This is a genomic window from Heyndrickxia sporothermodurans (assembly GCF_003055045.1).
GTDB lineage: Bacteria > Bacillota > Bacilli > Bacillales > Bacillaceae_C > Heyndrickxia > Heyndrickxia sporothermodurans.
This window is the reverse complement of record NZ_NAZB01000029.1, coordinates 1-25,034: the sequence shown is the minus strand read 5'-3', so window position 1 is coordinate 25,034 and position 25,034 is coordinate 1. Positions and strand designations below refer to the sequence as shown.

At 36.8% G+C, this 25,034-nt stretch carries 25 protein-coding genes and 1 other annotated feature; all 25 genes read right to left on the bottom strand.

Annotated features, from left to right (window positions below; genetic code table 11):
• Window positions 1–122: 122 nt before the first annotated feature.
• A complete protein-coding gene (rpoB, locus tag B5V89_RS13230) occupies window positions 123–3,680 on the bottom strand; it encodes a DNA-directed RNA polymerase subunit beta (protein WP_066226657.1) in 3,558 nt (1,185 codons plus the stop codon).
• A gap of 241 nt (window positions 3,681–3,921) precedes the next feature.
• A complete protein-coding gene (locus B5V89_RS13225) occupies window positions 3,922–4,530 on the bottom strand; it encodes a class I SAM-dependent methyltransferase (RefSeq protein WP_066226654.1) in 609 nt (202 codons plus the stop codon).
• 98 nt (window positions 4,531–4,628) lie between these two features.
• The gene (rplL, locus tag B5V89_RS13220) at window positions 4,629–4,994 is read right to left on the bottom strand and encodes a 50S ribosomal protein L7/L12 (protein WP_244913498.1); all 366 of its coding nucleotides are present in this window, start codon (window positions 4,992–4,994) and stop codon (window positions 4,629–4,631) included.
• An 80-nt stretch (window positions 4,995–5,074) separates the two neighbouring features.
• Window positions 5,075–5,575, bottom strand: a complete 501-nt coding sequence (gene rplJ, locus B5V89_RS13215; protein WP_066226650.1) for a 50S ribosomal protein L10 — start codon at window positions 5,573–5,575, stop codon at window positions 5,075–5,077.
• Window positions 5,576–5,637: 62 nt separating this feature from the next.
• Window positions 5,638–5,784: a sequence feature (ribosomal protein L10 leader region), on the bottom strand.
• 43 nt (window positions 5,785–5,827) lie between these two features.
• Complete coding sequence (gene rplA, locus B5V89_RS13210; RefSeq protein WP_066226648.1) at window positions 5,828–6,529, bottom strand: 50S ribosomal protein L1; 702 nt, start codon at window positions 6,527–6,529, stop codon at window positions 5,828–5,830.
• Between the two features lie 117 nt (window positions 6,530–6,646).
• A complete protein-coding gene (rplK, locus tag B5V89_RS13205; protein ID WP_107919879.1) occupies window positions 6,647–7,072 on the bottom strand; it encodes a 50S ribosomal protein L11 in 426 nt (141 codons plus the stop codon).
• Window positions 7,073–7,236: 164 nt separating this feature from the next.
• The gene (gene nusG / locus B5V89_RS13200) at window positions 7,237–7,770 is read right to left on the bottom strand and encodes a transcription termination/antitermination protein NusG (RefSeq protein WP_066226644.1); all 534 of its coding nucleotides are present in this window, start codon (window positions 7,768–7,770) and stop codon (window positions 7,237–7,239) included.
• A gap of 166 nt (window positions 7,771–7,936) precedes the next feature.
• On the bottom strand, window positions 7,937–8,116 hold the full coding sequence (gene secE, locus B5V89_RS13195) for a preprotein translocase subunit SecE (RefSeq protein WP_066226641.1): 180 nt from the start codon (window positions 8,114–8,116) through the stop codon (window positions 7,937–7,939).
• A 56-nt stretch (window positions 8,117–8,172) separates the two neighbouring features.
• Window positions 8,173–8,322, bottom strand: coding sequence for a 50S ribosomal protein L33 (gene rpmG, locus B5V89_RS13190; RefSeq protein WP_084347384.1), 150 nt, complete (start codon window positions 8,320–8,322; stop codon window positions 8,173–8,175).
• Between the two features lie 111 nt (window positions 8,323–8,433).
• A complete protein-coding gene (sigH, locus tag B5V89_RS13185; protein ID WP_213083705.1) occupies window positions 8,434–9,153 on the bottom strand; it encodes an RNA polymerase sporulation sigma factor SigH in 720 nt (239 codons plus the stop codon).
• A 3-nt stretch (window positions 9,154–9,156) separates the two neighbouring features.
• The gene (locus B5V89_RS13180; protein ID WP_066226637.1) at window positions 9,157–9,666 is read right to left on the bottom strand and encodes an NYN domain-containing protein; all 510 of its coding nucleotides are present in this window, start codon (window positions 9,664–9,666) and stop codon (window positions 9,157–9,159) included.
• Window positions 9,667–9,668: 2 nt separating this feature from the next.
• Window positions 9,669–10,412, bottom strand: a complete 744-nt coding sequence (gene rlmB / locus B5V89_RS13175) for a 23S rRNA (guanosine(2251)-2'-O)-methyltransferase RlmB (RefSeq protein WP_066226636.1) — start codon at window positions 10,410–10,412, stop codon at window positions 9,669–9,671.
• A gap of 39 nt (window positions 10,413–10,451) precedes the next feature.
• Window positions 10,452–10,856: a Mini-ribonuclease 3 gene (locus B5V89_RS13170; RefSeq protein ID WP_066226635.1), complete on the bottom strand. Its 405-nt coding sequence runs from the start codon at window positions 10,854–10,856 to the stop codon at window positions 10,452–10,454.
• Between the two features lie 3 nt (window positions 10,857–10,859).
• Window positions 10,860–12,257 carry a cysteine--tRNA ligase gene (gene cysS / locus B5V89_RS13165; RefSeq protein ID WP_107919880.1) on the bottom strand — a complete coding sequence of 466 codons (1,398 nt, stop codon included), beginning with the start codon at window positions 12,255–12,257 and terminating at the stop codon, window positions 10,860–10,862.
• On the bottom strand, window positions 12,238–12,909 hold the full coding sequence (gene cysE, locus B5V89_RS13160; protein ID WP_066226629.1) for a serine O-acetyltransferase: 672 nt from the start codon (window positions 12,907–12,909) through the stop codon (window positions 12,238–12,240). The genes cysS and cysE overlap by 20 nt, the downstream gene beginning before the upstream one ends.
• Before the next feature lie 411 nt (window positions 12,910–13,320).
• On the bottom strand, window positions 13,321–14,778 hold the full coding sequence (gltX, locus tag B5V89_RS13155; RefSeq protein WP_108072409.1) for a glutamate--tRNA ligase: 1,458 nt from the start codon (window positions 14,776–14,778) through the stop codon (window positions 13,321–13,323).
• A 121-nt stretch (window positions 14,779–14,899) separates the two neighbouring features.
• On the bottom strand, window positions 14,900–15,376 hold the full coding sequence (gene ispF, locus B5V89_RS13150) for a 2-C-methyl-D-erythritol 2,4-cyclodiphosphate synthase (RefSeq protein ID WP_066226625.1): 477 nt from the start codon (window positions 15,374–15,376) through the stop codon (window positions 14,900–14,902).
• Window positions 15,377–15,425: 49 nt separating this feature from the next.
• Complete coding sequence (gene ispD, locus B5V89_RS13145) at window positions 15,426–16,109, bottom strand: 2-C-methyl-D-erythritol 4-phosphate cytidylyltransferase (RefSeq protein WP_108072407.1); 684 nt, start codon at window positions 16,107–16,109, stop codon at window positions 15,426–15,428.
• Between the two features lie 17 nt (window positions 16,110–16,126).
• Window positions 16,127–17,221 (bottom strand): PIN/TRAM domain-containing protein, encoded by a 1,095-nt coding sequence (locus B5V89_RS13140; RefSeq protein WP_108072405.1) that lies wholly within the window; start codon window positions 17,219–17,221, stop codon window positions 16,127–16,129.
• A 145-nt stretch (window positions 17,222–17,366) separates the two neighbouring features.
• Entirely contained in the window at window positions 17,367–18,440 is a 1,074-nt protein-coding gene (gene disA / locus B5V89_RS13135; protein ID WP_108072403.1) for a DNA integrity scanning diadenylate cyclase DisA, read from the bottom strand.
• Window positions 18,441–18,444: 4 nt separating this feature from the next.
• Window positions 18,445–19,821: a DNA repair protein RadA gene (gene radA / locus B5V89_RS13130; protein WP_108072401.1), complete on the bottom strand. Its 1,377-nt coding sequence runs from the start codon at window positions 19,819–19,821 to the stop codon at window positions 18,445–18,447.
• Between the two features lie 245 nt (window positions 19,822–20,066).
• Window positions 20,067–22,508, bottom strand: a complete 2,442-nt coding sequence (gene clpC / locus B5V89_RS13125) for an ATP-dependent protease ATP-binding subunit ClpC (RefSeq protein WP_066226618.1) — start codon at window positions 22,506–22,508, stop codon at window positions 20,067–20,069.
• 12 nt (window positions 22,509–22,520) lie between these two features.
• Window positions 22,521–23,594, bottom strand: a complete 1,074-nt coding sequence (mcsB, locus tag B5V89_RS13120) for a protein-arginine kinase McsB (RefSeq protein ID WP_107919887.1) — start codon at window positions 23,592–23,594, stop codon at window positions 22,521–22,523.
• Window positions 23,591–24,139: a protein-arginine kinase activator protein McsA gene (mcsA, locus tag B5V89_RS13115; protein WP_066226616.1), complete on the bottom strand. Its 549-nt coding sequence runs from the start codon at window positions 24,137–24,139 to the stop codon at window positions 23,591–23,593. The genes mcsB and mcsA overlap by 4 nt, the downstream gene beginning before the upstream one ends.
• A 17-nt stretch (window positions 24,140–24,156) precedes the next feature.
• Window positions 24,157–24,618 carry a CtsR family transcriptional regulator gene (locus B5V89_RS13110; protein ID WP_066226614.1) on the bottom strand — a complete coding sequence of 154 codons (462 nt, stop codon included), beginning with the start codon at window positions 24,616–24,618 and terminating at the stop codon, window positions 24,157–24,159.
• Between the last annotated feature and the right edge of the window lie 416 nt (window positions 24,619–25,034).

The following is a 25,034-nucleotide window of genomic DNA, read 5'->3' as shown; positions in this document are numbered from 1 at the left end:
CCCGAAGAAATACAACTAGCGCCTTTTCGCTTAGGCCTACCTCCATGAGACGAAACCTAAGGGGCTTGGCGCTAGAGCAACATTAATCAATTGAATATATATTTCTAACTGTCTAAAAGGACTTATTCCTTTGAGGCAACAATTTCTGATTCTTCTCTAGACTCAGGTGCGATGTTTAAAGTGTCAGCTTGATTTACATCATCTTCATCTTCTAAGTCTCGCATTTCAATTTCTTGATCATCGCTAGATAGAATCTTGACATCCATACCTAAACTTTGTAATTCCTTGATCAATACTTTAAATGATTCAGGAACACCCGGTTCAGGAACATTTTCACCTTTTACAATAGCCTCATAAGTTTTCACACGTCCTACAACGTCATCAGACTTAACTGTTAGGATTTCTTGTAGTGTATATGCAGCACCATATGCTTCAAGTGCCCATACCTCCATCTCACCAAAACGTTGTCCACCGAATTGTGCTTTACCACCGAGCGGCTGTTGAGTTACAAGTGAGTATGGTCCTGTTGAACGAGCATGGAGCTTGTCGTCTACCATGTGTGCCAATTTAATCATATACATGATACCAACTGATACACGATTATCAAACGGTTCCCCTGTACGACCATCATAGAGGATTGTTTTCGCATCGTTCGCCATACCGGCTTCTTCAATTGTTTCCCAAACATCTTCTTCTGTTGCACCGTCAAAAACTGGTGTTGCTACATGTATACCAAGATACCTTGCTGCCATACCTAAATGTAATTCAAGAACCTGACCGATATTCATACGAGAAGGAACCCCTAGTGGATTTAACATAATATCTACCGGTGTACCATCAGGTAAGAATGGCATATCTTCTTCAGGGAGAATACGGGAAATTACCCCTTTGTTACCGTGGCGTCCCGCCATTTTATCCCCTTGGTGAATTTTACGTTTTTGCACAATGTATACACGTACGAGTTGATTAACACCCGGCGGAAGTTCATCTCCATCTTCACGGTTAAAGACTTTAACATCTAAGACAATTCCTTCACCGCCATGTGGTACTCGTAGTGAAGTATCACGGACTTCACGCGCTTTTTCACCAAAGATTGCATGCAACAAACGTTCTTCAGCTGTAAGTTCTGTCACACCTTTTGGCGTTACTTTACCGACAAGCAGATCTCCGTCTTTTACTTCTGCACCAACACGGATTATTCCACGCTCATCTAAGTTACGTAGAGCATCTTCCCCAACATTCGGGATATCACGTGTCATTTCTTCTGGCCCTAGTTTTGTATCTCGGGCTTCCGATTCATATTCTTCTATATGGATAGATGTGTAAACATCATCTTTAACAAGTCTTTCGCTCATAATAATGGCATCTTCATAGTTATAGCCATCCCAAGTCATAAATGCTACTAGTACATTTCGACCTAGTGCTAGTTCCGCTTTCTCCATGGAAGGTCCATCACCAAGTACTTCACCTTTTACAACACGATCGCCAACACTAACAATTGGACGTTGATTGTAGCATGTTCCTTGGTTTGAACGAATAAATTTTTGTAGGCGATATTTATTTAAATCACCTTTAACTTCTTGGCCATCAATATTTTTAACTTGACGCACCCAAATTTCTCGCGCTTCAACATGCTCAACAATTCCATCATGTTTACAAATTACCGCTGCTCCGGAGTCTTTAGCTGAAACATGTTCCATACCTGTTCCAACAATTGGAGCTTCCGGCTGCATTAGAGGTACTGCTTGACGTTGCATGTTCGCTCCCATTAATGCACGGTTTGAATCGTCATTTTCTAAGAATGGAATACATGCAGTTGCGGCAGAAACTACTTGCTTAGGTGATACATCCATATAGTCGATGCGGTCACGCTTAAACGCAGTATTTTCACCTCTAAAACGAGCAATAACTTCTTCATCGGCAAATGAACCATCTTCAGCAATTCTAGAATTTGCCTGTGCTACAACGTAATTATCTTCTTCATCTGCAGTCAAATAATCAATCTGATCTGTTAACTTACCAGTTTCAGGATCAACGCGGCGATAAGGTGTTTCAATAAATCCATATGGATTTACTTTCGCATATGACGAAAGTGAGTTAATCAACCCAATGTTTGGACCCTCTGGCGTTTCAATCGGACACATACGACCATAATGCGAATAGTGAACGTCACGTACTTCCATTCCTGCACGTTCACGAGTTAAACCACCAGGTCCTAATGCAGAAAGTCTTCGTTTATGCGTTAATTCTGCTAGCGGATTGGTTTGGTCCATAAACTGTGAAAGCTGCGAGCTACCAAAGAATTCTTTAATAGCAGCAATGACTGGGCGAATGTTAATTAATTGCTGTGGTGTTATCGTGTTTATGTCTTGGATGGACATTCTTTCACGAACAACTCTTTCCATACGCGATAATCCGATACGGAATTGATTTTGCAACAATTCGCCAACAGAGCGTAGTCGACGGTTTCCTAAATGGTCAATATCATCAGTAATACCAACCCCGTGTAGTAAATTAAAGAAATAACTAATGGAAGAAATAATATCTGCAGGTGTAATGTTTTTTACACTTGCATCTACGTTAGCATTACCTATTACATTTATTACCTTTTCTCCATCGTCAATCGGAGCATAAATTTTTATGGATTGAAGAACGATATCATCTTCTACCACACCACCAACTTGTGGGTAGACTTTAAAACCAGTTCCATTTTCCAAATTAGGTAAGATTTTATCTAATGTACGGCGGTCAAGAGTAGTTCCCTCTTCTGCGATAATTTCACCTGTTTCAGGATCCGCTAGCGTTTCTGCTAATCTCTGACCGAAAAGACGATTTTTTAAATGTAGCTTTTTATTAATTTTATAGCGTCCAACATTTGCTAAATCATAGCGTTTTGGATCAAAGAAACGTGATATTAATAAACTTTTTGCATTTTCTACTGTAGGAGGTTCACCTGGGCGTAAACGTTCATAGATTTCTAACAACGCCTTTTCCGTACTCTCCGTATTATCTTTTTCAAGAGTATTACGAATGTACTCGTTGTCTCCTAATAGATCGATGATTTCTTGATCAGAGCCGAACCCGAGAGCACGCAAAAGAACAGTTACAGGTAATTTTCTTGTACGATCAATACGTACATAAACTACATCTTTTGCATCTGTTTCGTATTCGAGCCAAGCACCACGGTTTGGAATAACAGTCGCACCAAAACCTTGCTTTCCGTTTTTATCCATTTTTCCGTTAAAATACACACTCGGTGATCGAACAAGCTGTGATACAATAACTCGTTCTGCACCATTAATGATAAACGTACCTGTTTCTGTCATTAATGGGAAATCACCCATAAATACATCTTGATCTTTCACTTCACCAGTCTCTTTATTTACAAGACGAACTTTTACACGAAGAGATGCAGAATACGTAACATCACGTTCTTTACACTCTTCCACAGAGTATTTTGGTTCGCCGAGACTATAATCAATAAATTCTAAAGATAGATTTCCAGCGAAATCTTCAATAGGCGAAATGTCTTGGAACATTTCTCTCAAACCCTCATCAAGAAACCATTGATACGAAGAGGTTTGAATTTCAATAAGATTTGGTAATTCTAGAACTTCGCTAATACGCGCAAAACTTCTGCGTTGGCGGTGTCGTCCATACTGAACAAGTTGACCTGTCAACTAAATTCACCCCTCAAATCAAGCGTTTTGGTTGCATCTATTATGTCTAATGGCAGGACAACCAGACTGACATAAGACAAAAAGAAAAAGGGTTTTCTATAAAAACCACAATTTCCACATGACGAGCTATTATTTTATAAGTATTTTCCATAATAGCCAAAAAATATTCTTAACATATTGAATTTGGATATAATTATAGAAAATATCATATTGGCATTTTTTAATGCTAACACATACAAAACTACTCGTCAAGCCTTTTCGCTTTTAATATATAATATCCTTTATTTTTACCTACAACTTCAACTTCTTCAAAAATTTCTTCTAATTTAGCCTTGGCTGACGGAGCACCTTGTTTTTTTTGGATGACGACCCAAAGCTCACCACCTGCTTTTAGATGCTTGTAGCTGTTTGTTAAAATATCATGTACAACATTTTTCCCGGCTCGTATAGGCGGGTTTGTTACAATCGCAGCAAATTCTGTTTCCTTTACATTTTCAAATCTATCACTTTCGTATATTTCAACATTTGTAATGGAATTAGACTTCGCATTTTCCGTTGCCAAGTTTAGTGCACGTTGATTTACATCGATCATATGAACAGTACGATTCACTGACATTTTTGCAATCGCTAAACCAATTGGACCGTATCCACATCCTACATCAAGGATTGGACCAGTAATATCAGGCATGTCGAACACATCAATTAAAAACCTCGAACCAAAATCTACTTCTTTTTTTGAAAAAACACCTTGGTCTGTTTTAAATCCAAATGTTTGTCCACGAAGACGAAACTCCCAATATACCGGATTACTTTCTGTTTCTGGATTACGGGAATAATAATGATTCATCATCACATCACATCCCTATAGTAGTTTTGTAACTATGGTGTATTACAAAAATAGACAAAAAAAGCCCGCTTTATACAGCGAGCTTTTTTTCATCACAATGATTACTTAACTTCAACGCTAGCTCCAACTTCTTCAAGTTTAGCTTTGATTTCTTCAGCTTCTTCTTTAGCAACGCCTTCTTTAAGTGGTTTTGGAGCGTTGTCAACAACTTCTTTCGCTTCTTTAAGTCCAAGACCTGTGATTTCGCGAACAACTTTAATAACTTTGATTTTTTGTGCACCCGCACTAGTTAGAACTATATCAAATTCAGTTTTTTCTGCAGCAGCTTCGCCACCAGCAGCACCTACAACTGCAACTGGAGCAGCAGCAGTTACACCAAATTCTTCTTCGATAGCTTTAACAAGGTCATTTAGTTCAAGAACTGTCATTTCTTTGACAGCTTCAATGATTTGTTCTTTAGTCATTATTATATCCTCCTAGTTTTTCACAAATTATTTATTTTTACTTTTTTGAGTTCAAAAGACATTACGCAAAAATATTAATATATTTATGCGCCTTGTTCTTCTTTTTGATCTGCAACAGCTTTTGTAGCAAGAGCCAAATTGCGGATTGGCGCTTGAAGAACGCTAAGCAACATAGAAAGTAAACCTTCGCGAGATGGTAGGTCTGCAAGAGCTTTAATTTCTTCAACTGATGCAGTATTTCCTTCAATCACACCTGCTTTAATTTCTAGAGCTTCATTATTTTTTGCAAATTCATTTAAGATCTTTGCTGGCGCAACTACATCTTCATTACTGAACGCAATTGCGTTAGGACCTGTTAGAGAATCTTCCAAACCAGTTAATCCAGCCGCTTCGACAGCACGGCGAGTTAAAGTATTTTTATAAACTTTAAACTCAATACCCGCATCACGAAGTTGTTTACGTAATTCAGTTACTTGGGCAACATTTAACCCACGATAGTCTACAATTACTGTAGAGACGCTTGATTTTAATTTACCAGCAATCTCGTCTACAATTAGTTTCTTTTGATCAACTGCACTGCTCATCTTTACACCTCCTGAAAATTACTAGATGATTTAAAAGCAAGTTTTAAATCACGACCACTTATACCGAAATATGAAAACCTCCATATCTCTAAGTAGACATGGAGGTTTAATGCATATAGCTTTTAAACTATAATATATATCGCATTACCTCGGTAGGAAATTAAGCTATTAATAGCACCTACTGTCTACGGTACAAATGTATTTATTTTTAACACAGCGTTGATTATAGCAAAAGTTTTTTGTGATGTCAACTTAGTTTTTTACAGTGAAAGATGAAGCATCAACTTTTACACCAGGTCCCATTGTTGAAGTAACAGAAATGTTCTTCATGTAAGTACCTTTTGCAGCTGCTGGTTTTGCTTTTAATAATGTATCAAAAATTGTTGTAAAGTTTTCAACTAGTTTGTCGTTATCAAACGATACTTTACCAATTGGAACATGAACGTTACCAGCTTTGTCAACACGGTATTCAACTTTACCAGCTTTGATTTCATTAATAGCTTTAGTCACATCAAATGTAACTGTGCCAGTTTTAGGGTTTGGCATTAAACCTTTAGGTCCAAGAACACGACCAAGTTTACCAACTTCACCCATCATATCAGGTGTTGCAACAATAACATCAAATTCGAACCAACCTTGGTTGATTTTATTGATATAATCGCTATCGCCTACATAGTCTGCTCCAGCAGCTTCAGCTTCTTTCGCTTTTTCACCTTTAGCAAATACTAATACGCGTTGTGTTTTACCAGTTCCGTTAGGAAGTACAACTGCACCACGAATTTGTTGATCTGCTTTCTTAGGATCTACTCCAAGACGAAATGCAACTTCAACTGTTGCGTCAAACTTTGCAAAGTTTGTTTTCTTTACTAATTCAATTGCTTCGTTCACAGAATAAGCATTTGTACGATCTACTAATTTTAAAGCTTCAACGTACTTTTTACCTTTTTTAGCCATTCTAATTTTCCTCCTCGAATGTGGTTTTAGCGGATTTACCTCCCACGAATAAAGGTTGCGAGCAAATATTTTTTAGCCTCGCAACCCCGTCGGACGAAAAACCATTTTTTACATGGATTAATCTTCGATAGTGATACCCATGCTACGTGCAGTACCTTCAACCATACGCATTGCTGATTCAACGCTAGCTGCGTTTAAGTCAGGCATTTTAGTTTCAGCGATTTCACGTACTTTGTCACGCTTCACAGTTGCTACCTTTTTACGGTTAGGCTCACCAGAACCTGTTTCGATTCCGGCTGCTTTTTTAAGTAAAACTGCAGCAGGTGGGGTTTTTGTGATAAATGTAAATGAACGGTCTTCAAACACCGTAATTTCAACAGGGATAATTAATCCAGCTTGATCAGCTGTACGAGCATTAAACTCCTTACAGAATCCCATGATATTCACACCAGCTTGACCAAGTGCAGGACCAACCGGTGGAGCTGGGTTTGCTTTACCAGCAGGAATTTGTAATTTTACAATTTTAACTACTTTTTTAGCCACGAGACACACCTCCTTAAAGTCCGTGATGTGGTAATAGGGAAATTTCCCTCCCACTCATTTAGAAAAATCTTTATTTTAATAAAGAATATATATTTTTGTTCAGTAGAACATACTGACCTAAAGAATGTTACCATTTTTAATGATAAATATCAAGTTGTTTCAAATTATATTTTATCAATTTGCGCAAAGACAAGATCAACAGGCGTTTCTCTACCGAACATACTAACCATAACTTTAGCTCTGCCTTTATCATGATCAATTTCTTCGATTTTCCCTGTAAAGTTAGCAAATGGGCCCTCTTTTACTGTTACCGTTTCACCAACTTCAAAGTCCACATCTACTCGTTTTTCTTCCATACCCATATGTTTTAAAATGACCTTCACTTCGTCAGGAAGAAGTGGTGTAGGTTTTGAACCTGATCCAGCAGATCCGACGAAACCTGTTACCCCAGGCGTATTACGAACAACATACCAGGAATCGTCCGTCATAATAATTTCCACTAACACATAACCTGGAAACACTTTCCGCTTAGTAACTTTTTTCTTACCATTTTTAATTTCCGTTTCTTCTTCTTCCGGAACAACTACCCGAAATATTTTATCTTGCATCGCCATTGATTCCACTCGCTTTTCAAGGTTTGCTTTTACTTTGTTTTCATAACCAGAATACGTATGAACAACATACCAATTCTTTTCCATTCATAAGGACTTAAACGTCCGTCCCTCCCCGGCTTATTAATAATTAGATATCTTTTTAAAAATTGAAAAAACCCGTTAACCGGGCTAAAAATTGCACTTATTTATTTCCATTATACCATGTAGAGATAGATGTTATTCAATACAAAGATTTAAAAATCTATTTATATTATTTTAAAATCCATTTAATTAATGATGAAATGCCTAAATCAACGACCATGAAGAATACCGCAAGTATAACAACTGTAGATATTACTGTAATTGTATAACTAGTAAGCTCTTTCTTTTTTGGCCAACTAACTTTTCTCATTTCTGATGCTATATTTCGAAAGAATTTCGCAATAGACATGTTTGTAACCTCCGGTATATAAGTTCAATCTTCAATAATTCTAGTAAATAACGATATTACTTCGTTTCACGATGAATATGATGGGCATTGCAATGTTTACAAAACTTTTTCACTTCTAATCGCTCAGCATCTGATTGTTTATTATGAAATGTCGAGTAATTTCTCGAACCACATTGTGCGCATGCTAGTACTATTTTTCTCTGCATAAAAAACACCTACTACTTACGTTAACATAATTTATTATAAAATAATCTACTAATTCTTATTTCTGTTTAAAAAGTAACATGCAAAATCTAAATTTGTCAATAATAGGCTTATTATGAACTAAACTCTCTGACTTCCAAATAACGTTCGAGCTTTCTCTTTACTCGTTGTAGTGCATTATCAATCGATTTAACATGACGATTTAATTCTTCGGAAATTTCCTGATACGATTGGCCATCTAAATATAATGCCAATACTTTTCTTTCCAAGTCACTTAATAATTCGGAAATTTTCTCTTCTATATTTCCATATTTTTCGCGATTAATAATTAGTTCCTCTGGGTTCATTATTTTTGCACCTGATATTACATCCATTAAGGTCCGATCAGATTCCTCATCATATATAGGTTTATCAAGAGAAACATACGAGTTCAGTGGAATATGCTTCTGACGGGTGGCAGTTTTTATTGCAGTTATTATTTGGCGGGTTATACATAACTCTGCAAACGCTTTAAACGAGGTAAGCTTGTCCTCTTTATAATCACGAATGGCCTTGTACAAACCAATCATCCCCTCTTGGACAATATCCTCTTTATCTGCACCAATTAAAAAATACGAACGTGCCTTAGCTCTGACGAAATTACGATACTTTTGAATTAGATAATCTAAAGCATCACTATCACCTTTGTGCACCAACTCTATCAATTGCTCATCTTCCATCATCACATAATTTTCATTATGCATTACCTTCATGTTTAGGTTCACACAAATCCCCCTGACCGCTCGGAAGCAATAGATAGAAATATTATACATTACAGAATTTTCAAGCGTCAATACTCATTGTTTTCCTCTACGGAGTTTTTCGAACATTTCCGCAACATCTTTACTCAACTCAATTCTAGAAAAAGGCTTATCCTGATGTGTATTCCGTACGTTCCTTTCTATTTGTTGATTAATTAAATTTACTTCGTTAAGTAACTCTCGGGCTGATATTCTTAGCGCCCCTTGTCCGAAAATAGCCCATTGCTCCGTGAAATCGGAAGTAGCTACATGAATTTGTGTTTTTCTATTGCTCAATTGAATGGCCATTTTTTCAATGCGTTCATCAGCGGATTCATTTTCTTTTGTAAAAATAACTTCCACTTTATGTTGTCGATATTGTTTTTCCAGCCCTTTTACATAAAGCGCATCAAAAACAATAATGACCCTATATCCTGTGAATCCTTGGTATTCAGCCATTCTTTCAATTAATCGGTCTCTTGCATGACTTAAATTCACATTCTTTAACTGTCTAAGTTCTGGCCAAGCACCTATAATGTTGTAGCCATCCACTAGCAAAATGTCCATTTTTATTCACCTTGAGGATGACGTTTTCGATAAACCTCATATATTAATAAGCTTGCCGCTACCGAGGCATTAAGAGAAGTAACATGACCAACCATTGGTAAATGAACGAGAAAATCACAATTTTCTTTAATCAATCGACTAATTCCTTTACCTTCACTCCCAATAACAATTGCCAAAGGCATCGACCCATCCATAGAACGGTAGTCCTGACTGCCTTTTGCATCCGTACCAAAAATCCATACTCCCCGTTCCTTTAGTTCCGAAATTGTTCTTGCTATATTAGTAACTCTTACAACAGGGACATATTCAATTGCTCCTGTTGACGCTTTTGCTACTGTAGCCGTAAGTCCCACCGCTCTGCGCTTTGGAATAATCACACCATGTACTCCGGCCGCATCAGCAGTTCTCAATATTGATCCTAAGTTATGCGGATCTTCTAATTCATCCAAAATTAAGAAGAAAGGATCTTCATTTTTTTGTTCCGCTCGTTTAAATAAGTCGTCTAATTCCGCATATTGATAAGCGGCTACAAGGGCCACTACCCCTTGATGATTTTCTTTTACCATTTGATCAATTTTCTGTTTAGGGACATATTGAACCAATACTCTTGACTGCTTGGCCAACTGTATTATTTGCTGCATCTGTCCTTTAGCTGAACCTTCCGCAATCCAGATTTTGTTAATATCACGACTGGACTTTAGCGCTTCAATAACGGGATTCTTTCCGGCAATATAATCTTGTTCCATCTCTTGAAACCTCCTGACTTCTTTTTATAGTCCGATTTATCATTTCTCTACGGTTTGAATAGCAATTGCAATAATTTTTTCTAATCGCACAAAATCCTTATTTAAATATAAATGTCCAATTAAAGCTTCGAATCCAGTACTATGGTTATATGTTTGGACATCCGTATTCTTCGGAATTGATCCGGATTTCGCATTTCTTCCACGTTTTACTATGACTTGTTCTTCTTCAGTTAAAACATTTTGTTCGTGAAACGTTTTTAATATACTCGCTTGCGCTTTAGCAGAAACATATTTCGTAGCTTCCTTGTGAAGATGATGCGGCTTCGTCTTTCCCAAATGGAGGAGGTGATGCCGTATATAAACTTCGTATACTGCATCCCCCATATAAGCAAGAGCAAGACTATTTAGCTGCATTACATCAACATTTTTCTCTATTTCTATCATTGCTTACCCTCTTCTCCATCGAATTCCTTGTGGGGTATCCTCTAGGATAATATTCATTTCCTTTAATTGATCACGGATTGCATCCGCTAAGGCGAAATCTCTATCTTTTCTTGCTTGATTTCGTTTCTGAATTAATTCTTCAATATCTTCATCCAGTAGCTCTTCCGATTCAAGTTTTAAACCTAATACTTCAAATAAGCTTTTGAATTCATCCATAAATGCATGTAGCACTTTTTCTGATGTATTTTTTTCTCTTAAATAGTAATTCGCCTGTTTAGAAAGCTCAAATAAAACGGAAATTCCGTTTGCTGTATTAAAATCATCGTCCATCTCATTTATAAATTCATTATGATAATGATCGATTTTTTCAAGCCATTGTTGGTCATTTTCCGTCAGATTGTTACTGCTTTGTAAACGATGTTTAATATTTTGATATGAGGTTTTTAACCGTTCTAATCCGCTCCCGGCATTCTCCAGTAGTTCTTCGCTATAGTTAATCGGATTGCGATAATGTACGGCTAGCATAAAGAAACGAAGTACTTGCGGGTCATAATGTTTAATAATATCATGCACTAACACAAAGTTTCCTAGAGATTTAGACATTTTCTCATTATCAATATTAATATAACCATTATGCATCCAATAGCGAGAGAATAATTTTCCTGTTAAAGCTTCCGATTGAGCAATTTCATTTTCATGGTGAGGGAAAGTCAAATCTTGCCCACCTGCGTGAATATCAATTGTATCACCTAAATATTTCCGTGCCATCGCCGAGCATTCAATATGCCAGCCTGGTCGCCCTTTTCCCCAAGGACTCTCCCAATAGATTTCTCCTTCTTTCGCGGCTTTCCAAAGTGCAAAATCTAAGGCGTCTTCCTTCTTTTCTCCTACCTCAATACGAGCACCAGATTTGAGATCATCAATGGATTGATGAGATAGCTTTCCGTATTCATTGAAACTTCTTGTTCGATAATAAACATCACCATGGGATTCATATGCGTGACCTTTACTAATTAGAGTCTCAATAAATTCAATGATAATATCCATATTCTCCGTTACTCGCGGGTGAACGTCAGCTGTATGGCACCCTAGAGCTGAAACATCTTCAAAATACGCATCGATAAAACGGTCAGCTATCGTCGGCACATCTTCACCTAGCTCTTTAGCTGCTTTAATGAGCTTATCATCAACATCTGTAAAATTTGATACAAAATTCACATCAAATCCGCGATACTCTAAATATCTTCTTACCGTATCAAAAACAATGGCAGGTCTGGCATTTCCGATATGAATGTAATTATAAACAGTAGGACCACAAACATACATTTTTACTTTTCCTTCTTCAAGCGGGATAAACGGTTCCTTTTTTCGAGTTAATGTATTATAAAGTTGAATTGACATTTTCTTTTTCGACTCCTTCCGTTTTTAACCGAACGATCTCTGCTTCTAATAAGTGAATTTTTTCTTCAATAGCGGAACATCGATCCGCTACTGGATCCGGTAAATCACTGTGATTCAAATCCTTTTTGATTTTTACCCCATCTTGAATAACGACACGTCCAGGAATTCCAACAACTGTTGAGTTTGATGGTACATCTCTTAAAACGACTGATCCTGCACCTATTTTAGAATTTTCCCCAACTGTTATCGATCCTAAAACTTTAGCCCCGGTAGCAATTAATGCATTATCCTTAATTGTCGGATGACGTTTGCCTTTTTCTTTGCCTGTTCCCCCTAATGTCACCCCTTGGTAGACAGTTACATTATCTCCAATTTCACATGTTTCACCAATAACGACGCCCATTCCATGGTCGATAAAAAAGCGGCGACCGATTGTAGCACCTGGATGTATCTCAATACCCGTAAAAAAGCGGCTTACTTGTGAAATAACTCTAGCGATAAAAAATAATTTCTTTTTATAAAAACTGTGGGCCACTCGATGTGCCCATATTGCATGAAGCCCGGAGTAAGTAAGAATAACTTCTACATAGCTTCGAGCCGCCGGATCCTGTTCGAATACTACTTCAATATCTTCCTTCATTCGTTTAAACATACTAACTCCCCCCTTTTCGGTGTAACGATTGGAACACAATATTTTTAGAAATAGAAAAAACGCCTCTGAAAAGACAGAGACGTGTTCTACGCGGTTCCACTCTGTTTGAATATAATAAGTCAAACGAACTTATTACATCCCAACTTAAGCCCCTTTAACGGTAGGTAACCGCCTTATCCTACTAAACCTTGTCTTTCGGAAAAAGATTCAGAGGTGCATTTCAAAAAACGAGGGGCTTAAACCACTTTCAGCCGGTGATGGTTCTCTCTTTCCATGAAGTTCACAAAAAGGAACTTCATTTTGAAGCAATCGTTTTTTTACTTCTCCTCTTCCACACTTTAATTTATATAATTTTCATTATCATTAGGTACCCATTTATTAATCTTACTATATTACATTTTTTAAAAAATGTTAACCAATAACAGCTTCAAGTCGTTTAATAATTTTTTCCTTGCCTAAAAGTTCTATCGCCTTCGGCAAATCCGGACCATGAGCTTGCCCAGTTACAGCTACTCTAATCGGCATAAATAGTTTTTTCCCTTTATGTCCAGTCGATTTTTGAACACTTTTAATGGACTTTTGGATTTCTTCAGCTTTAAATTCTTCTAAACCATTAACCTCATTTAAAAAGGCTTGGAGCACTTCGGGAACTTGTTCTTCACCGAGAATTTCCTTCGCTTCCTCATCATACTCAATTGAATCAGTAAAAAACAGCTTCGATAATTCGACTATTTCAGCCCCATAACTCATTTGATCTTGGTATAGAGCAATTAAATGCCGGACCCAATTATATTCTTGTTCTGATAAGTCCTCACTTACTAGTTTAGCTTTAATAAGATGTGGAAGTGAAATTTCTACAGCACGATCTAAATCAAGTTTTTTCACATATTGGTTATTCATCCATGTGAGCTTTTGCTTGTCAAACAAAGCAGGAGATTTAGATAACCGTTCAGCATCAAAAATCTTGATAAACTCTTCTTTTGTAAATAATTCTTCTTCTCCTTGTGGAGACCAGCCCAATAAAGCAATAAAATTGAATAAAGCTTCCGGCAAATAACCAAGTTCTTCATATTGTTCAATAAATTGAATAATACTCTCATCACGTTTACTTAATTTTTTACGACTTTCGTTAACAATTAATGTCATATGGCCAAACACTGGTGGTTCCCATCCAAATGCTTCATAAATCATTAATTGTTTCGGAGTATTAGAAATATGATCATCTCCACGAAGCACATGCGATATTTTCATTAAATGATCATCCACAGCTACTGCAAAGTTATATGTTGGAATTCCGTCTTTTTTAATAATAACGAAATCACCAATACCTTCTGCCTCAAATGATACTTCGTCTTTTACCATATCCTTAAATGAATATACATGTCCTTCTGGAACGGCAAAGCGAATGCTTGGTTTCCTGCCTTCATTTTCAAGTCGCTCTTGTTCTTCTTTAGAGAGATGACGACATTTTCGTGAGTATTTTGGCGTTTCCCCACGAGCAAGTTGTTCTTCACGTTCAGCTTCTAATTCTTCTTCTGTACAGTAACATTTATAAGCTAAATCTCTTTTTAGTAAATCATTGTAATACTTTTGATAAATTGCCCCACGTTCAGATTGACGATATGGAGCATATTCTCCTTCTTTATCGATGCTCTCATCCCAATCGATCCCTAACCATTTTAAATATTTTAGTTGGCTTTCCTCTCCACCTGCAATATTTCGCTTTTGGTCGGTATCCTCAATTCGGATAATAAACTTTCCCCCTTGACTGCGAGCAAACAAGTAATTAAAAAGAGCCGTTCTGGCATTTCCTATATGTAAATGGCCAGTTGGACTTGGTGCATATCGAACACGTATATCGGCTGACATGAATTTTTCCTCCTAAATGATATTTCTATTTTTTATATACTGGTTTATTTTATCACCAGCTCATGTAAGTTAAAAGGAACCTCTTGAAACTTTATTTAAATCATCGCGAAATATTTCCCGTTTACTTTCGTTCCAAAAGAATGACTGCCATTGCGGCAATCCCTTCCCCTCTGCCGGTAAACCCTAATTTTTCAGTTGTTGTAGCTTTTACATTGACCTGCTCAATTTCCCCTTCTAAAAGTTCAGCTATTTTTTGGCGAATTTCTTCTATATGTGGGACCATTTTAGGTTGCTGAGCAATAATCGTACAATCAATATTTCCCAAACAATAACCCTTTTGTTTCACTAACTTCCATACATGCTTTAAAAGAGCGGCTGAATCAGCGTCCTTGAAGCGGGGGTCTGTATCCGGAAAATGCTTTCCAATATCGCCTTCACCAATTGCACCTAGGCTCGCATCAGCGACCGTGTGTAACAATACATCCGCGTCAGAATGGCCTAATAACCCCTTTTCATAAGGTATCCGTACTCCTCCAATAATGAGTGGCCTACCTTCTACTAATTGATGGACATCATATCCTTGACCTATTCGAAACATCTTCAAGTATTCTCCTTTTTATTCTGTTTTTTTCTTTAAATTATAGTTGTTATTTCATAACAGACCTTTTCTTTAGTATTGCTTCAGCAAAATAAAGATCCTCTGGAGTTGTTAACTTAATATTATCATAATCTCCAGTAACAATATTGACAGGATAACCGAGTCGTTCCACGAGGGAAGATTCGTCCGTTCCTAGAAATTTTTCTAGATGAGCCTGTTGATGAGCGTGAAAAAGAATCGAAAAGCGAAAAGCTTGTGGAGTTTGAACCTGCCACAAGCTTGAACGCTCTACTGTCTCCATTACTTGATTTTGCGTGACCTTCTTAATCGTGTCTTTTACAGGCACAGCAGCAATCGCAGCACCATGCATATGCGCATCATTCACTAATTGATGAATGATACTTAATTTAATAAAAGGTCTGGCACCATCATGGACAAGTACAATTTCTGTATCTTTGACTGCCTGCAGTCCATTGTAAACACTAAACTGCCTCTCTGTACCGCCATAAACGGTTTTTATTTTCTCTTCCATAGGATTTAATAATTCTTTAAACATCAGCTCATCATCAGGTTGAATCACTAAAATAATTCCTTTGCAGTTTTGGTCATGAAGAAAAACATTTAGTGTGTGAAGAATTACCGGCTGTTCTTGTAACTCTAACAATAATTTATTCTTCCCAGCACCCATTCTTTTTCCTTGCCCTGCCGCAGGAATAATCACCTGATAATCCATATAGTATACTCCTAATATTATAATGCTTTCTCTAATAACTTCGGCTTAGCGAATATCATTCTACCCGCTGATGTTTGCAATACACTAGTAACTAAAACATCAATTCGTTTACCAATATAGTTTCTTCCTTCTTCAACTACAATCATCGTACCATCATCCAAATAAGCGATTCCTTGATGATATTCTTTCCCGTCTTTAATTAGTTGAACGTTTAACTCTTCACCCGGAAGAACAACCGGCTTCACTGCATTCGCTAAATCGTTAATATTTAAAACTTGTACACCTTGAAGATCGCAAACTTTGTTAAGATTAAAATCATTCGTAACAACGATTCCGTTTGTTAACTTTGCAAGTTTGATTAACTTACTATCCACTTCTTGAATATCTTCAAAATCGCCCTCATAAATCTGAACCTCGATTGGGAGCTCCTTTTGAATACGTTTTAAAATATCTAGGCCACGGCGCCCTCTGTTGCGTTTAAGCGCATCGGATGAATCCGCGATATGCTGCAGCTCTTCTAATACAAACTGAGGAATAACAATAATGCCATCTAAAAACCCCGTTTGACAAATATCTGCAATTCTCCCATCTATAATGACACTTGTATCTAAAAGTTTCAATGATTTTGATTCCTTAATTTCCTCTTCTGTTTCTATTGCATTTTTCTTTTTTTGACGGGTAGTAATAGTAAATATGCTCATAAGTTCTTCCCGCTTTTTAAAACCTACCTGAAAACCAACATAACCAAAAATTAATGTTAATAGAATCGGTATTACTGTATTTAAAATAGGAATTTCCATATGATTAAAAGGAATTCCGATTAAATACGCGACAAAAAGACCGAAAATTAAACCGAGACTCCCAGATATTATTTCCGAAATCGGAGCATTAACAATTGAATCCTCAAACCATTTTACAAAACCAACAACATAATCTACAGCCCAAAAAGAAATAAAATAAAAGATAATAGCGCCCAAAATAGCTGTAACATATGGATTATTAATAGCAACTTGATGAGATAAATTCAATAGTTTCAGAAGCTCGGGTAACAGAAATATCCCAAGTGTCCCACCAATTATAATAAAGCAAGCTTGAACAATACGTTTTAACATTTCTTCACCTCCTTTATTCATTATAAACAATTTCTAAAGTTTAAAACGTTAGATTCAGCATTATTTTTTGAATGTAATCTTTTAGACATGTTTTCGTTATATTGATAAAATTTTATACACATTTATTTTTAACTCCTCATAGTTTTTACAATTGACGATCTGCAAATGTTTGTTCTCTAAATAGTTTTAAACCTTCTTTAATTTTCCTAGCCCTTACTTCGCCAATTCCCTCTACCTCATCAAGATCATCAACAGATGCCTTTAATACATTGGGCAAAGTTTTAAACTGGTTTATGAGATTTTCTAAAATGGAAATAGGGAGTCTTGGTATTTTATTCAACACTCGATATCCTCTAGGACATACATGATCATCTGGATGAATATAGTTGTTAAAACCAAGTAACTTCATGATGACGTTATCATCTAACACCTCTGAACTAACTAAATCCTGAAAACGCAGCAGCATTTCAACAGGTTTTTGTTGATTTACATATGCGTAATCGCGAATAATGAGCATCGCCTCTTCTTCAATATCAGTTACCAATTCTTTCATCTGTAAACGAACAAGTCTACCTTCTGTTCCTAATTCATTTAAATAGGTTATTAACTCCTTTTTTATTCTAAAAACCATCTCTACCCTGTGCAGTACTTGTAATAAATCACCATACGTGACTAATTCTTCAAATTCCAGCACCGACAGATTCGCGATGCTTTGGTTGAAAACTAGCTTATACTTTTCTAGCGTTTGGATTGCTTGATTAGCTTTCGTTAATATTACGCTAATATCCTTTAAGGCGTATCGGAAATTACCTTGATATAAGGTAATGACATTACGTCTTTGTGAAATAGCGATAACTAGAGACTTTGTTTGCTTCGCTACCCTTTCAGCGGTTCTATGCCGCATACCCGTTTCAGAGGAAGAGATAGACGGATCAGGTGCAAGCTGAGCATTTGCAATTAATATTTTATTTCCTGATTCGTTCAGTATGATCGCACCATCCATTTTAGCTAGTTCATACAAATAACTAGGACTGAACATACAATTAATTGTAAACCCACCATCAACAATCGCTTTTATTCGATCATTATATCCAAGAACGATCAATCCACCTGTGTTTGCACGTAAAACATTATCGATTCCTTCACGTATTGGTGTGCCAGGGGCAATTAACTGTAAGATTTCAGACATGGACTTTTGTTGTAGCTTTTTATCATCCATTCAGTCATCCTCCTAGTGCATGTTGTAACGCTTCCTGGACAGTTGAAACTCCTATCACTTTAATTCCTTGAGGAACTTTCCATCCGCCAAGATTATTTTTTGGCAAAATAATTCTACTAAATCCTAATTTTGCTGCCTCCTGGACACGTTGTTCAATCCGAGAAACTCTTCTTACTTCTCCTGTAAGACCAACTTCTCCAACGATACAATCATCCGCATTAGTTGGCTGATCACGGAAACTCGATGCAATACTAATAATAATTCCCAGATCAATCGCTGGTTCATCCAACTTTATTCCCCCGGCAACTTTTAAGTAAGCGTCATGGTTTTGCAATAATAGTCCAACCCTTTTTTCTAATACAGCCATTAATAATGTCACACGATTATGGTCCACGCCTGTTCCCATTCTTCTTGGCATCCCATATATAGAAGGAGATATGAGTGCTTGAATTTCTACGAGCACGGGCCTCGTTCCTTCCATTGAGGCAACTACAGTTGACCCCGATGCTCCTTTTGATCGTTCCTCCAAAAAGATTTCGGAAGGATTATTAACTTCCGTAAGCCCGAATTCCTTCATTTCGAAAATCGCCATTTCATTCGTGGAACCGAAACGGTTTTTAACCGCCCGTAATATTCTGTAAGAATGATGCCGCTCACCTTCAAAGTAAAGTACTGAATCTACCATATGCTCTAAAAGTCTTGGACCGGCAATTGATCCCTCTTTTGTAACATGCCCAACAATAAAAATCGCGATACCTTTTGTTTTTGCAATTCTCATTAATTCAGCTGTACACTCTCTAACCTGTGAGACACTTCCAGGTGCAGAAGTTACCTCTGGATGGTAAACTGTTTGGATGGAATCAATTACAACAAATTGCGGAGTAATTTCTTGAATGGTTTGATGAATCGCTTCAAGATTGGTTTCGGAAAATACATAAAGAGTTTCTGATGAAATATTAAGACGATCCGCTCGGAGTTTTGTTTGTTTGACGGATTCCTCGCCTGAAATATATAAAACTTTATGATTATACTTAGATAGTTGAGATGATACTTGTAGAAGGAGTGTAGACTTTCCAATTCCGGGGTCTCCGCCAATTAATACAAGTGATCCGGGAACTACTCCTCCTCCCAATACTCTATTAAGCTCTTTTAATTCAGTAAGAACTCTTTCTTCTTGTTCAGAGACAATTGTAGTTATAGGAGTTGCTTTTGATAAACCTCCACCAGGAGAATGCAAAAATGCCCCTTTGCGAGGTTTCCCGGTGATTTCAACTTCTTCAACCATCTTGTTCCATTCATTACATCCCGGACATCTTCCCATCCATTTTGCAGATTCATATCCGCATGACTGGCAAATAAATTTTGTTGTCTTTTTTGCCATATTTTACTTCCTCTCTATATATCTATGCTTTTCTGACATAGTAATTACCTTCACTAGTAAAAAAGCACATGCGAAACGTTTTTATTGAAACTTAATATTCAAGCATACTTGTCTAATTTCTCTTACAAAAAAAGTTATTATACTTATAGACGAATTAATCATGCATATAGTTTCATTTATTAGCGAGTTCCATTACAAAAAATGGAACTCGCTTAATATCAACGTTCTTCATGTACTTATCATTATTATATAATTGTTTCGGTTACTTCAGATGGTTTAACTATGAATTCCCCATCGTGTATGTCAATCATTACCTTTTGGCCTTCTAATATAACTCCTTTTAATAGCTCTTCTGACAAACGATCCTCAACATGCTTCTGTATAGCCCGTTTCAATGGGCGAGCGCCATATTCCGGATCGTACCCTTCCTCCGCTATTTTTTCTTTTGCTGCTTCGGTTAGTTCCAATTCTATATCTTTTTCCTTTAATCGTTTAACTAATTGATCTGATAATAATGAAACAATATTTCTTAAATGCTCTTTTTCAAGTGCATGGAAAACAATAATTTCATCAATACGGTTTAAAAATTCAGGACGAAAGGCTCTTTTAAGTTCGTCCATTACTTTACTTTTCATATCTTTATAATCTTGGTTTCCATCTTGAATGTTGAAACCAACATATTTGTTCCGTTTTAACGATTCAGCACCAACATTTGAAGTCATAATAAGCACTGTATTTCTAAAGTCAACCGTACGTCCTTTAGAGTCTGTTAGACGACCATCTTCTAACACTTGCAAAAGAATGTTAAATACATCTGGATGCGCCTTCTCAATTTCATCAAGTAAGATGACTGAATATGGTTTTCTGCGGACTTTTTCTGTTAATTGTCCACCTTCTTCATATCCAACATATCCGGGAGGGGAACCGACAAGTCTTGATGTAGAATGTTTCTCCATATATTCTGACATGTCGATACGAATCATTGAATCTTCATCACCAAACATAGCCTCTGCCAATGCTCTAGCTAATTCAGTTTTACCAACCCCCGTTGGACCTAGGAATATAAAAGATCCTATTGGTCGTTTCGGATCTTTCAACCCTGCCCTCGCACGGCGAACAGCTTTAGAAACAGCCTTCACTGCTTCTTCCTGACCAATTACTCGTGAGTGTAAAATTTCTTCAAGCTTTAATAATTTATCGGTTTCGGTTTGTGCTAATCTAGATACAGGGACACCAGTCCAATTAGATACAACTGTTGCAATATCTTCGACCGTTACCTCGCTATTTTCTTGACCTTGTTTTTCTTTCCATGATTTCTTAGTTTCTTCTAATTTTTCTCGAAGTCGTTGTTCAGAGTCCCTTAACGAAGCTGCTTTTTCAAATTCCTGACTTTGTACTGCAGCATCCTTTTCTTTCCTAATTTCCTCTAATTTAATTTCTAATTCCTTTAAGTTAGGTGGAGTTGTATAGGAGCGTAATCTCACCTTTGATCCTGCTTCATCAATTAAATCGATAGCTTTGTCTGGTAAAAATCGGTCGGAAATATAACGATCTGATAACTTCACCGCAGCTTCTATTGCTTCGTCTGTAATCGATACACGATGATGAGCTTCATATCGATCCCTTAAACCTTTTAAAATTTGAATAGACTCTTCAGCGGAAGGTTCATCTACTTGAATTGGCTGGAATCTCCGTTCTAAAGCGGCATCTTTCTCGATGTATTTACGGTACTCATCTAAAGTCGTAGCACCAATACATTGCAATTCACCTCTTGCTAACGATGGTTTCAAAATATTTGAAGCATCGATCGCACCTTCTGCACCACCAGCTCCAATTAAAGTATGGAGTTCATCGATAAACAGAATAATATTTCCGGCTTGGCGGATCTCATCCATCACCTTTTTTAAACGGTCTTCGAATTCCCCACGATATTTCGTCCCAGCAACTACAGTACCCATATCCAATGTCATGACTCTTTTATCACGAAGTGTTTCGGGTACTTCGTTATTAACGATTTGTTGAGCGAGTCCTTCTGCAATAGCCGTTTTACCAACTCCGGGCTCACCAATTAAAACAGGATTGTTTTTTGTACGTCTGCTAAGAACTTCAATAACACGTTGAATTTCTTTGCTTCGGCCAATCACAGGATCTAACGTCTCTTCTCTTGCAATAGCTGTCAAATCACGTGCGAGGCTATCCAAGGTAGGTGTATTTGCATTTGCTGTACTTCCTCCTTGATGATTTCCCGCTTCACTACTTCCCAATAATTGAAGAACTTGTTGTCTCGCTTTATTCAAGCTAACACCTAAATTGTTCAAAACCCGTGCGGCGACGCCTTCCCCTTCACGAATAAGACCAAGCAAGATATGCTCTGTGCCAACATATGAATGACCTAATTTTCTTGCCTCATCCATTGATAGTTCGATTACCTTTTTGGCACGAGGTGTATAATGAACGGTTTGTCCGGAATCCTTTCCTTTGCCAATTAAATTTTCAACCTCAATTTGAATTTTTTCCGGGCTTAATCCAAGTCCATATAATGCTTTTGCTGCAATTCCTTCTCCTTCTTGAACTAAACCAAGAAGAATATGTTCTGTACCGATATTATTATGTTTTAATCGTATTGCTTCTTCCTGTGACAGGGCCAATACCTTTTGAGCCCTTTCAGTAAATCGTCCAAACATCATTACGATCTCCTCCTAGCCATTATTTACTTCTTCAAGTTTTAATCGCTCACGAATTAGCGTTGCACGACGTATATCTCTTTCATGGGGACGAAGAGGTCCACCTGCATATTGTTGTAAAAAACCAGGTTGAGTTAATATCATTAATTCATTAAGTATATTTTTAGATACATTTTTGATATATCCCATATCTATTCCTAATCGTAGATCAGATAAGCACTGTGCTGCCTCTTTTGACTCAATAATTCGGCTATTTGCTAATACACCAAAGGAACGAAATACTTTATCTTCTAATTGTATGTTTGAGGTTTTAATCAATGCTTCTCTGGCTGACCTTTCTTGTGCAATTATTTGTTGCACCACACTCATCAAATCTTCGACAATATCGATTTCAGTTTTACCGAGAGTAATCTGATTTGATATTTGGAATATGTTTCCTAACGCTTCGCTTCCTTCCCCGTAGATTCCTCTGACAACTAATCCTAATTGGCTAATTGCAGGAATGACCCGGTTCATTTGTTGTGTTAAAACTAAACCAGGCAAATGAACCATAACCGATGCTCTCAGACCTGTACCAACATTTGTTGGGCAACTTGTGAGATATCCCAATTTTTCACTAAAAGCATAATCGATATGTTCTTCCATTAAATCATCGATTTTACTTGCTTTTTCTAACGCTTCCTTCAATTGTAGGCCAGGAAACAAGCATTGAATTCGAATATGATCCTCTTCATTAATCATAATGCTTACATCCTCTTCACTAGTTAAAATAACGGCACCATGTGAAGATTCATCTGCCAAATTTGGACTGATAAGATGTTTTTCAACTAAAACCTTTTTTTGTAAAGTTTGTAAGTCTTCCATTCTCAATAATTCCATATTATTCTCGGGGAACGATTTAGATTGTAAAGCAGCCTCTACTTTAGAGATTATTTCCCTTGCTTCCTCATTACTAAACAAGGTTGGAAAATTAAATTGTTTAAAATTCCTCGCTAAGCGTACTCTAGAACTTAAAACAATATCAGAATTTGGTCCTTCTTGATTCATCCACGAACTTACAGCTTGATTAACGAACTTTTCCAAGCTCATGAAGTTTCTCTCCCTTCATTAAGAAGTGAGCTCTCCAAAGAACGAACTCGATCCCGAATTTCAGCAGCTTTTTCAAATTCCTCACTTTTTATTGCTTGTTGTAAATCAAGTTTCAATTGTTGAATCTGTCTTTTAATATGAACGGTTCCTCCTATTCTTTTAGGAAGCTTTCCGTGATGTTCTAGATTTCCCGCATGAAGCCGTTTGATGATTGGCTCTAAACGATTGCTAAAAGCATCATAACAATGCGCACATCCGAATCTTCCTATATTCACAAATTGTTTAAATGTCATTTTACAATTCGGACATTGCAGTATTTCATTTTTTTGAATTGTTTCATGTTTTGCTTGTTGGAACACTGGGTCAAAATTCAATAGACCTGCTAATATATTATTAATTGAAAATCCTGGTTCCCCTTCAAACATAAACATCTCACCTTTTTCTTGAGCACATTTTTCACAATAATGGATTTCAGTCTTTTCTCCATTAATGATTTTGGTGAAGTGTAGGGTTGCCGGTCTTTCATTACATTCCTGACAGATCATTACATTCACCTCGGTAATTATTTATATTTCAATGACATCAGCATTGCACTCAGCATTCGTGATCTAAGTTGATCTCTTTCTGGAAGTTCTATATAGAGGACTGATCGGTCCATCACACTCAACATAATTTTAGCTTCCCTCTCAGTTATAACCTCTTCTTCCACTAAACGCATAATGACATCTTCTGCATTTGCTTGAGATATTCTTGTTTTTACTAATCGTAATAAATGGTCAATTAAATGTGCCTGGTCATGGGGTCTCACTTTTATAATTCGTATATACCCGCCACCGCCCCTTTTACTCTCAACTAAATAACCTCTTTCTATAGTAAATCTTGTATTGATTACATAATTAATTTGGGAGGGAACACATTGGAATTTATCAGCTACTTCACTTCTTTTAATTTCAACAATTTCACTACCATTCATTTCCAATACTTGTTTCAAATAACCTTCAATTATATCTGAAATGTTCTTCATCAAGCCCACCTCCTTCTCCGAGTTGACTTTGACTATATTTGACTTTAATTATACATGAATTATTAAAAAAAATGCAATTAGAATGTTTATAAAAATTAGTTTTGCCAAGAAGATGAGTATTAAAACTGAAATTTTAAATAATAATGGAAGGGCCCTTTTACTAAGGTGCGATAAATCGTAGGTAGGAGTAGTTTTAAATGGTTTGTTCATTTTTTTGATCGGTTACTCTGTATTTGATTAGTTGCCGAATTTTTTTGAGTGGTTATTTCATTTTTTGGATTGATCTTTTTGCTTTTTTAATTAGTCTTTTGCTTTTTTTAATGGCTTGATCTTTGTTTGAATGATCTCTTTTTAATTCTAAAGAAAAAAAACACAGAGCATACACTCTGTGTTTATCATTTGCCTGGCAACGTCCT